The following is a 10,583-nucleotide window of genomic DNA, read 5'->3' as shown; positions in this document are numbered from 1 at the left end:
AATTCTAACGATCTTTTTAATACTAAAAGTTCAGTGAAAATACTTTACTTGTGATCTGCTGAATTGAGGTTCCAAATAGTCTATTTCCTGGGTAATGTGAAGGTTGTAAATAACATATCTATGATTTGAATTTGAAATACATAGCATAATCTATGTTTATATAAACATAAATATACTGAATAAAGTTTTACTTGTGGGCGATCGCCTGAATAGATATGCAAGTGAAAACACTTAAACGCAGAGGTATAACCAGTTTTATTAGCTGAGTCAGGGGTAGTTTATAGTAAATTTGGGTCAATTCCTTGTTGTTGTAATCTGGCTAAAAGTTCTTGAAGCTGCTGCTGAGTTTGTTCTAGCTGTTGTTGCTGTTGTGCGTTTACTTCTTCTGGAGTTTGGTATCTGTTACCATCTTGGTCATACCAAAACAGCCATTCTCGTGTTCTTCCTTGATAAGTACCCTGTTCTCGTCCAATCCCTAAACCAATTTCTGGCATCCAAATTTTATCGCCGAGTTGTAAAATATACTTACCTTCAACTAAGCGATAAACTTCTAAACGTTGACGCTTACGACGTAGCCGCGTTGGTGCATAAATGATATAATATAGAATGCCTAATTGAGCATAATCTATTTTCTTTTGTTCATATTCGCCATTGTAGGTTTGAGAAACCACTTCTAAAGCTAAAATGGGCGTAATCCCTTCTTCTTCCCAGAAAACGTAACTAGAACGTCCGTTTTCTCCAACAAAACGTTCAACACCTAAACTCAAAAACCCATCGGGGACTATAGCAGGTTGTAATGGTGTATAGTAAATTCCCATGTTGATACCGAAAAACCAGTCATCACGGGTTTGCCAAATCGAGGCTAAGATGGCTAACAATAAATTAGGAATCAATATTTGTAGTTCGTTATCCACAGGGGTATCATCAGAATCGGGTAATTCCGCTGATGAAGGTAGGCAGTCTAAGGGATTGTAGTTATACATAATACTTAGTGAAAGCGCGTCTCTACATAAATTGCATTTGGGGATATTAACCTTTAATCAACTGCTGAAATCGCTTATCCCCAGCAATCTCATCAAAATCTATATCTGTCTCTGCTTCTTGCTGATATCTAGGATTTATTTGAATTGCTTGCTTGAGAGTTTCTAAAGACAACTCTACTTGTCTTTGTAATGCATAACAAGCCGCTTTATTATAATAGGCGCTGCCATAATTTGGCTTAATTTCTAAGGCTTTGTTAAAGCTAATGATCGCTTCATCATCGCGTCCTAATCTGACTAAGGTATAACCTCGTTTATCCCAAGCTTTAAAGGAATTGGGTTGAAATTTGAGTACTTGATCAAATGAAGCGATCGCATCTTCATACTGTTCCAATTCTACTAGAGCTAGACCACGATTTGACCAGGCAACTATATCATCTGGCTTGACTCGTGTGGCTTGATTAAAAGAGGCGAAAGCTTCTTGATGTCGCGCTAAATTTCCGAAAGCAACACCACGATCACACCATGCTTGATGATGTTCAGGATTGATGGCAATAGCTTTATCATAGGAGGCGATCGCATCTTTGTAGCGTTTTAATCTTCCTAAAGTCATCCCGCGTTTAAACCAAACTACAGCGTTATCTGGTTGGATTTGGACTACTTGATTGTAAAGTGCGATCGCGTCTTCATATTGCTTTTGGGAAAATAGCATATCTCCCTCTTTTACATAATTATCCACACTCACATCCTGTGGTTGTGGATGTTGCTGTCTTTTCTCTTCAATTTGAGAATTATTAGTAGTTTGTTGTTTTAATTTTGCTGGGTTTAAATTCTTGGCGTCAGCTTCAGCCTGATTTGAGGCAATCTCTGTTAATTCTTGCAGAATTTGTTCTTTTCTTTGTTGAGCATCAAGTTGCAGTTCAGAAAGCTGAGAGACAAATTCTGTTTCTAATTTTTCTAACTTTTCTAAAATGAATAACTTTTGTTGTTGAGCATTCAATTGCAATTCTGAAAATTGAGAGGTGAATTCCGAGCCAGATTTTTCTAGATTCTCAATAATTTGCTCTTTATGTCTTTGAGCATCTGCTTGCAATTCTGAGATTTGAGTCGCAAATTCTGATTGTAATTTTACTAAACTTTCAATAATTTTGTCTTTTTGCTCTTGAGCGATTATTTGAAAGCTAGATAGCTGATATTTTACTTCATCGTCCAGTTTACCTAAATTCCCTAGCGTCAAATCTTTTTGCTGTTGAGCGTCAATTTGAAATTCTGATAATTTAGCAGTGAATTCTGCTTGCAAGGTTAACAAAGTTTCAATAATTCTATCCTTTTCTTGCTGAGTATTCGCTTGGAATTCGGATAGTTGATATTTAAATTCTCCATCTATATTTTCCAGCGTCAAATCTTTTTGCTGTTGAGCATCAATTTGTAATTGAGAAAGTTGATGAGCAAATTCTGATTGTAATTTTACTAAACTTTCCAGAATGCTATCTTTTTGTTGCTGAGCATCGATTTGCAAGGCTGATAATTGAGATCTAAAATCAGACCTTGATTTTGCTAAATCACCAATAGCTAGTTCTTGCTCTTGCTGCAACTCTAACTTTGAGTTAGATAATTCTTCTGCTAAAGCAGACGCTAAGTTTCCGAGATTCTCTAACGTTATATCTTTTTCTTGTTGAGCTACTGATGCTAATTTAGATAACTCAGAAGCGAATTGTAACTCTAGACTTTCTATATTTTTTTGAGATTTATGAATTTCAGTTTCTAATTTAGCTAACAGTTGTGTTTTGGCTTGTTCTATTTCCGATGTAGCTAAAGATAAATTTGCTTGTTCGCTTTTTAGCTGCTGTTGGAGAATATCAACTTCTTGTTGTAACTTATAGTTGATAGTTTTAACTTCTTGAATGATATTTTCAGAGTCTTGTTTGGTTGTGGTTAGTTGATTTTGTAATTTTTCCAGTCCTTGTAATTGGATCATGGCTCTATCAACAATTTCACGGATGGCTACGCGTCGCAAGAGCCAAAATAAAGCAATAATTGCAACTGGAAACAGACTTAATACAACCAACCAAACATTGACTAAGATAGTTGTATTACCAAAGGCGCGATCAAAGTTGGATTGTTCTTGCTCTCGAATGCGCTTTTCGGTTCGCAGTCGCTCCAATTCTTGCCGTTCTTGATTCGATATGATCTGGCTAGCGGATGGTGTAGCTTGTCCAGCAGCAATACCACTATACAGCAGCAATGGTGAAAAAGCGATCGCGCTTTTCAATACTAAAGCAAAGACTATTGAATTCTTTGTTTTCATACAACCATCCCGATTTATTGCTCAGTTTTTGGAGCGGCATACCTATTTCCAATCTATAACAGATACGGAAAATAGATATACTTAACGCATAGGCAAAATTACTCTAAAGGTCAAATTGATTCTGGGTTCTACCTTCTGTGATGTTTTAGGAATCTGGTGTTGCCAAAAATGCTGCGTTGTCCCAGCCATGAGTAGAAAACTACCATGTATTAATTCTACTTCTGCTTTTAAATCTTTTTTGCGCTTGTGCTTGAACATAAACTTCCTGGTATCACCAAAGCTGACAGAACCAATCACAGGATTTTTACCTAGTTCTTTCTCAGCATCGCTATGCCAGGAGACTCCATCATGGCCATCGCGGTAAAGATTAAGTAGAACGCTGTTAAATTTTAACTTAGCAATTTCCTCTATCCGGTCTTTTATCTGTAGCAAAGTTGGCGTCCAAGGTTCAGGTTCAAGATGGATACCTGAGAATGCATATGAGTGATTTTTATCTCCATACCAAGCAGTCTTTCTCGGCAAATCTATCTCTTTACCATAGATGTTAATTTTATCTTGTCGCCATTTAATTTCCTCGTACAGAACTCGAAAAAACTCGTCACTCTCTTGCTGTCCGAAGAAATGGCGATAAAAAGTAACTTCCGCATTTGGCATGGATAAGATTTCTGCTAACACCTTATTAATATTTATCTAAATTACCTACTCTACAATTAAAAACTAAAAACCTGAGATTACTTAATTATTCAAGAATTTGGCACTATTTTCTGGCATAAACTACTTGTGATGAGCATTTATGAAATGCTACCGTCTACAAGTGGGCACAGGAGTAGAAAAAATTCCAAGTTTATGAAGCGTAAACCCAAATTAGCTAGTCTCCAAATATCAATCATTAGTCTTAACTTAACATCTGCCTTGATTGCACCTTATTTTGCAGTTGCCGCACCACCAAAAACCCCAGATAAAAGCGTCAATTGCGAAATTCTAGTTGTGGGTGGTGGATTATCGGGTGCTGCAACTGCTTATGAGGGGTTGCTAGCAGGTAGAACGGTATGCCTGACGGAGATTACCGACTGGCTAGGAGGGCAAATTTCTGCTCAAGGGACATCTGCGTTAGACGAACGACCAACTCAACGCGATCGCCAATTCTATTCTCGTGGCTACCTAGAATTGCGAAACCGCATTGAGCGCAAATATGGTAAGCTAAACCCTGGTGGATGCTGGGTAAGTGATTCTTGCTTTCTACCCCGCGATGCTCACAACATTTTGACCCAGCTACTTAAAGATGCTGAAAAACGGGGTAAAGGTAAACTGCAATGGTTCCCCAACACAGTCATCAAAGACTTAGAAATTAGTAGTGATGGCAAAATAATTAATAGTGCTACTGCTATTCAACATCAACCAGTCAAAGGTTCACCACCCCTCAATACTTTTAGTTTATCTCAAAGCATCGAAGACGCTTATCGTTATGAAGACTCGTCTCGATTTACTAAAACCATTATCCGTTTCGTTCCCAAGCCAGTTCCAGGTAATGTTGCGAAATGGTATGTCGTAGATGCTAGCGAAACCGGAGAAATTATCGCCCTCGCTGATGTCCCCTATCGGCTAGGTATTGATGCCCGTTCCTACTTGGAACCTTCTTCTTCCAGTACTACAAATGACCCTTATTGCACACAAGGGTTTACCTATACCTTTGCCATGCAGGCAACCAAAGAACCGCAACCACAAACCATGCCTGCATTCTATTTACAATACGCACCATATTTTAGTTATGAATTAAAGCGACTAGCAAACTTTGATTTAGTTTTTACCTACCGTCGGATTTGGCATCCCATGCAGGGAAAACAAGCAGAATTTGGCGGCGTTAAGTTTACTGCTGCAACGCCAGGGGACATCTCCATGCAAAACTGGACTTGGGGTAACGACTACCGCCCTGGCACAGCTGCCGATAACTTGGTTTACACTCGCCAACAGCTACAAGCCACTGGACAGTTAAAGCCGGGGGGTTGGATGGGAGGACTGCGAACAGCAACCCTCCGCAATGCCGAAGAAAACGCCCTCTCCTATTACTACTGGCTGGTAGCTGGAACTACAGACTCTCAACTGGGGACAGGTGTCAAGCAACCACAGTCAAATAACCGCTTTTTATTTGGGTTAGATTCCCCAATGGGGACAGTACATGGCTTGTCAAAATATCCCTACATGCGGGAAGGACGCCGCATCATCGGACGTCCAAGTTGGGGACAAGCAGGGGGCTTTAGTATTTGGGAAATTGATATTTCTCGCCGTGACTACAATGACGAATATTACCGCAAGACTTTGCCAGCAGATATGTATCGCAGATTAAGAGCAGCACTTGCAGGTTTAGAAGCAGTGTCGGTAATTGAAGGTAAAGTTTCTCCAGATCAAGCACTACGACGCACTCGTTCTACAATTTTCCCCGATGCTGTGGGTATTGGTCACTATGCCATAGACTTTCATCCTTGCATGGTAAAAAGTCCCCCAGAAACCCCCGGTAACAAAGAACGTCCAGGTGAAAGGCGCGGTGCTGGACAAGCTTATCCCTTCCAAATTGCCTTGAGGGCAATGATTCCCCAAAAAATTGACAATTTATTAGTAGGAGGTAAAAGCATTGCCACCAGTCACATAGCCGCCGCCGCTTATCGGGTACACTCCTTCGAGTGGTCAGCTGGCGCAGCTGCCGGAACTGTTGCTGCTTTTTCCTTAAAAAATGCGATCGCACCCTACCAACTAGTCGATGAATTACCCAAAGCAGAACCACAACTCGAAGCCCTCAAACGGCTATTAAAGCAAAATGGTAATCCTACCGCCTTCCCCGATACATCTATTTTTAACCAAAACTGGGATAGTTGGCGGTAAACGGGAATTGGGAATTGTCATGACGCGACGCTCCTGCGTCGCTAACGCTGACGCTCGTACCTCGCTAACGCTTCGCTAACGCTATCGCAGACTCGCCACCGCTACGCTAAGGCATCAAGTAAAAATAAGTAGTGCGAGCATCTTGCTCGCGCGGGCAAGATGCCCGCACTACAAATATTAAATTGTTCAACTTATTTTTACACGAATCCTAACGTCATCTGTAATTAATTATTCTCCGCGTCCCCGCGTCCCCGCGTCTTCCCCAGTCCCCAATCCCCAGTCCCCAGTCCCCAATCCCCAATCCCCAATCCCCAGTCCCCAGACAATATACTAAACTAGTAACTTGTAGTGTAGTTTTGTAAAACCCTGTTAACTATAGTTTTATGGTTACGACACTTTCAGCAGACGTTTACGGGATGGCCACAGCACCAACTGTAGCTCCTGAACGGTCTAATCAAGTTGTCCAAAAGCCTTATCCCAATTACAAAGTGATTGTGTTGAACGATGATTTCAATACATTTCAACACGTCGCTGAGTGTTTGATGACTTATATTCCGGGGATGAGTAGCGATCGCGCCTGGGACTTAACAAATCAGGTACACTTTGAAGGTCAAGCGATCGTTTGGGTTGGGCCTCAAGAAACTGCCGAATTATACCATCAGCAGCTGCGTCGAGCCGGTTTAACCATGGCACCTTTAGAAGCAGCTTAATCATAATAATGGGCAAACCCAAAGTTAACAAATCTCAAACAGCTGCTCAAAAATCCGGTAGGTTAGTTTGGAATCACTCAACTCATATTTGCGGTCTCATCCCCATTTTAGAACGTCTATGCCAGCAAGATGGCATTCAAACCGTAACGCCTGGAGTTATTGGACGAGTTAAAGGTCATTGTCCACACATGCAACTGCGCGTATCTGTGCCCATTCGAGGTGGTTATAAAGTGATTGCACGCCAGGGTAAGACAGTGCAAGAAGTTTTCATTTTAACTAATTTGACACAAGAGCAACTCGAAACGGCGATCGCGATCGTTATGAAAGCTTAAATTATCTCAATCCTCAACACGATGTACTGCAAATTTGTGTAGTGGCAGACTGAGGATACAAGAAAAAGTTAAAAAATATGACAAAGCTGTAGTTATTTTCAAAGTTACTAGTATATTTTCCCATTCAGGTAAAACTACTTTCTCAATTGCAAAAGCAACACAATAAACTAACCAGTAAGAAAAGCTCATTCTCAACAGAATTTTCTCTGTTTCTTCAAATTCATCCTCTTGCTGCTTACCATCCCAAAGTATTACCAGCCCAACAATACAAGCTACGAAAGAAACAGCAACTACAAATTCGTGACAAAAAAAATTTATCGAATGCATTTGTGTTAATCCCAATCTTTTTCAATTGGAATTCAGTCTAAAGGAATATTCCTTGCAGATATACCAAATATTCACAAACTGCAATATTATACTGCATATTTTGTAAACAAATGCAACAAAAGATAAACTTGTTACTTAGTCATTGAACAAAGGAACTCTTAGAGGTTGTTTGAAAAGTCTAAATTCTGATATCTTGCAGCAGTCCCAAAAACCGCCATAGGTTAGAAACCTATGGCTAATATCTTGCAGCAGTTCCAAAAACCGCCATAGGTTAGAAACCTATGGCTAATAGCAAAAGTCCTCTCAAGAGGACTAAATCTCACAAAAAGCATAGATTTTAGTCCACTTAAGTGGACTTGACCTATTAGACAGAGAATTTATTCTCTGGCGGGAGATTGGGCAGGTGCAAGATCTAAGAATTAATACTAACCTCGGCGCTAACCTCGGCGATTAGAAATCGCGACTATACAGACAAAACCCACCTCCGTGGGTTTCAATAACTCGATTTTCCGTATTTTCCAAAGGAGGTGGACTTCGCTTGTGTAGTAGCGAATTATATTCGCCCAAAACTTTTCAAACATCCTTTTAAAAAACTATTAGCAATCTTGAGCTTCACAAGCACCAATACTTACCCAACTGCTAAAGCCATCGCGATAATGTTCCTTTTTCCAAATAGGCGCATTGTGTTTGAGAGTATCGATAGCATAACGGCAAGCTTCAAAAGCTTCACTACGATGTGGACAACCCACAGCGACTAAAACACTGATTTCTCCAACTTGTAAACGCCCAACGCGATGATGAATCACTACCCGATTGACATCAGACCAAGAGGAACGAATATCAGCAGCAATTTGATAAAATACCCGCAACGCCATTGGTTCGTAAGCTTGATACTCTAACGTCACCACAGGTTTACCATCAGTTTGATTGCGAACCATGCCACTCATCACAACCACCGCCCCATTACCTGGGTCATCGGCTTTAGTGTAGATTTCTTCCATAGACAATGGTGCAAAGCTGATAGCAAAGCTATCTTCAGATCTGGGTTTAATTGGCGGGGTGAGTGTAGTAGTCATAATTGGATGATGTTATTTAGCACTAATTTTTATGGGCACCATGTATATTTTCCCTGAAATGGGGGATGAGAGGGTAGATGCAAAGAGGGGGAGACGCGGTGAGTCCAGTGAGTAAAGGAGGGTTCTCCTCCGCAGACAACTGGCGATCTCAAGAGCGTAAAGCCTGCGGCATAGCTTCGCTTAGAGCGAGTCATCGAGCTTCACCCGTAAGGATGACGCGGAGAATAACCAATGACAAATAGACATCTGGTGAAATTAATTACGAATTACGAATTACGAATTACCAACAACCAACATGGCAGCAAGCCCTATAAAGAAATACACTGATTTTAAAGGGCAATTAGGTAGTGTAAACCCAGCATAAACCGCGTGTTTGACATTTTTCAGCTAATTCTGAAATTCTACGCAGATCACAAAGACTTTATTAATAACCTACTTTCCGGTGGGTTGCCGACTGTTGTACTAGCCGCTGGTAGCTTTGTCTGGTGGCTAAAATGGCGACATCGCCAGCGGCGTATTCCCCCGTCAAATTTTGCCTTTGACGTAATTCAACCCCAAACTCAAGATGTACCCAAGCAAATTCTTGGCGGCGATGACAAAGACCCTCTAGCAGACCGTAACATAGCTTATCAACAGCGTGTAGAAAATCGCCAGATTCGCCCGGAACTAGAACAACTGCTAGAAGAACATCGTTGGGTATTAATTCTAGGACGCACAGGACTTGGGAAAACGCGAGAAGCCACAGAACTAGTAAACCACCTCAACCAAACAGGCTGGACAATACTTTATCTCAAACCCAACGAATGGCTAGATATTCCAGCACGAATGCCAGCAGAAATAGACACAGACCGCAAGTTGCTATTTTTCTTAGACGACCTCAATCAGAAAATGCACCGTAGCCGCGAGGAAATATCGCCAGAAGCTGAGAAAAGCCCGGTTGAACGGTTTAAAGTCCCCTTGCAAGAACGATTACTAGATACTTTAGAAAGATATGAGTACTTATGCGGCAAAATAGAAATCCGCGTCATTGCTACGGCACGAAACGAAGAACAACCAAACTTTCCAGGAGAACCAAGCCCGTGGGCAAAACTGCAATGGGAGAAATACTCCAAGCTATGGCAACGGTTTAAAACTTTTGAATTACCACCACCCGAAAATGATGCCATCATTGGAGTTCTAGCGGCAACTATTCCCCAGACCAAAATTGTTGCCAAGGTTGAACAGTATCCCGAACTGGCTAGGCGTAATGATGCCACCTTTAGAAATGTCGTAGAAAATCTGCAACGTCTGCGAAATGATGACTTACCTTTAAATGTCAGCACTTACAAAGAAAGCCTTGGTCAGACTTGGGAAAAGCGTTATCAAGAAGCAGTGAAAAGATATCGCACTAGCCCCTATATTTATAATGCAGTAGACTTACTGCGACAATTTGACATCCCGCTTTATCGCTTTAGCGTGGAAGCAACAGCCCAGATGTTGGCAGGTGGCAATTTTAGGCAACGGCTGTGGTATCGCTGGCAAATCAGCACTGCTTTTAACTTCTTGAGTGATGCTGAACGCATCCTAGAACCCCGTGACGGACAAATTGAGGCTAAAGGTAAGCAAGTGGAAGCAGGAGAAAATATCTTGCGCTTCACCCGCTTAATTTTGCAGATAGCAGAAAAACATCAAGAAATTCAAGCTTCTCTGCTAGATTTTGCATGGAATCTCATCAACTCAAAACGCTATCAAGAGGCGTTAAGTTGCTTAAACAAAGCCCTAACTTTCACACCCGATTCTGCTTCTATCTGGTTTGCCAAAGGCTATGCGCTCTTTAATTTGGGAAGATTAGAAGAAGCGATCGCATCCTATGACCAAGCCATCTCCTTCAAACCCGACAAAGACCAAGCTTGGAACAACCGGGGTAATGCGCTCTTTAATTTGGGAAGATTAGAAGAAGCGATCGCATCCTATGACCAAGCCATCTCCTTCAA

Annotated in this window: 9 protein-coding genes; 4 read left to right on the top strand and 5 right to left on the bottom strand. The window is 41.2% G+C overall.

Going from position 1 to position 10,583, the window contains the following annotated elements:
* Positions 1 to 278: 278 nt before the first annotated feature.
* From AC5JMF_RS04620 to AC5JMF_RS04610, 3 genes are all read right to left on the bottom strand, one after another.
* The gene (locus tag AC5JMF_RS04620) at positions 279 to 983 is read right to left on the bottom strand and encodes a Uma2 family endonuclease (protein ID WP_495794551.1); all 705 of its coding nucleotides are present in this window, start codon (positions 981 to 983) and stop codon (positions 279 to 281) included.
* A gap of 46 nt (positions 984 to 1,029) precedes the next feature.
* Complete coding sequence (locus AC5JMF_RS04615; protein WP_495794550.1) at positions 1,030 to 3,288, bottom strand: tetratricopeptide repeat protein; 2,259 nt, start codon at positions 3,286 to 3,288, stop codon at positions 1,030 to 1,032.
* A gap of 81 nt (positions 3,289 to 3,369) precedes the next feature.
* Complete coding sequence (locus tag AC5JMF_RS04610) at positions 3,370 to 3,942, bottom strand: alpha-ketoglutarate-dependent dioxygenase AlkB family protein (protein WP_495794549.1); 573 nt, start codon at positions 3,940 to 3,942, stop codon at positions 3,370 to 3,372.
* A gap of 192 nt (positions 3,943 to 4,134) precedes the next feature.
* Here AC5JMF_RS04610 and AC5JMF_RS04605 point away from each other — a divergent pair, with 192 nt between their 5' ends.
* The 3 genes from AC5JMF_RS04605 to AC5JMF_RS04595 all read left to right on the top strand — a co-directional run bounded on the left by AC5JMF_RS04605 (position 4,135) and on the right by AC5JMF_RS04595 (position 7,207).
* Complete coding sequence (locus AC5JMF_RS04605) at positions 4,135 to 6,165, top strand: FAD-dependent oxidoreductase (RefSeq protein WP_495794548.1); 2,031 nt, start codon at positions 4,135 to 4,137, stop codon at positions 6,163 to 6,165.
* A 383-nt stretch (positions 6,166 to 6,548) separates the two neighbouring features.
* Positions 6,549 to 6,875, top strand: a complete 327-nt coding sequence (gene clpS, locus AC5JMF_RS04600) for an ATP-dependent Clp protease adapter ClpS (RefSeq protein ID WP_495794547.1) — start codon at positions 6,549 to 6,551, stop codon at positions 6,873 to 6,875.
* A gap of 8 nt (positions 6,876 to 6,883) precedes the next feature.
* Positions 6,884 to 7,207 carry a DUF2103 domain-containing protein gene (locus AC5JMF_RS04595; RefSeq protein ID WP_495794546.1) on the top strand — a complete coding sequence of 108 codons (324 nt, stop codon included), beginning with the start codon at positions 6,884 to 6,886 and terminating at the stop codon, positions 7,205 to 7,207.
* A gap of 6 nt (positions 7,208 to 7,213) precedes the next feature.
* Here AC5JMF_RS04595 and AC5JMF_RS04590 read toward each other — a convergent pair whose 3' ends face one another.
* Both AC5JMF_RS04590 and AC5JMF_RS04585 read right to left on the bottom strand, forming a co-directional pair.
* The gene (locus tag AC5JMF_RS04590) at positions 7,214 to 7,534 is read right to left on the bottom strand and encodes a hypothetical protein (protein WP_495794545.1); all 321 of its coding nucleotides are present in this window, start codon (positions 7,532 to 7,534) and stop codon (positions 7,214 to 7,216) included.
* A gap of 596 nt (positions 7,535 to 8,130) precedes the next feature.
* Complete coding sequence (locus AC5JMF_RS04585; RefSeq protein ID WP_495794544.1) at positions 8,131 to 8,610, bottom strand: molybdenum cofactor biosynthesis protein MoaE; 480 nt, start codon at positions 8,608 to 8,610, stop codon at positions 8,131 to 8,133.
* Between the two features lie 369 nt (positions 8,611 to 8,979).
* On the opposite strand from AC5JMF_RS04585, the gene AC5JMF_RS04580 reads away from it, so the two are divergent.
* Positions 8,980 to 10,583, top strand: a 1,604-nt coding sequence (locus AC5JMF_RS04580) for a tetratricopeptide repeat protein (protein ID WP_495794543.1), incomplete at its 3' end; no start/stop codon positions are given.

This window comes from Desmonostoc vinosum, from assembly GCF_059505385.1.
The sequence above is the reverse complement of the archived record's forward strand: the minus strand, read 5'-3'. Positions and strand labels throughout refer to the sequence as shown.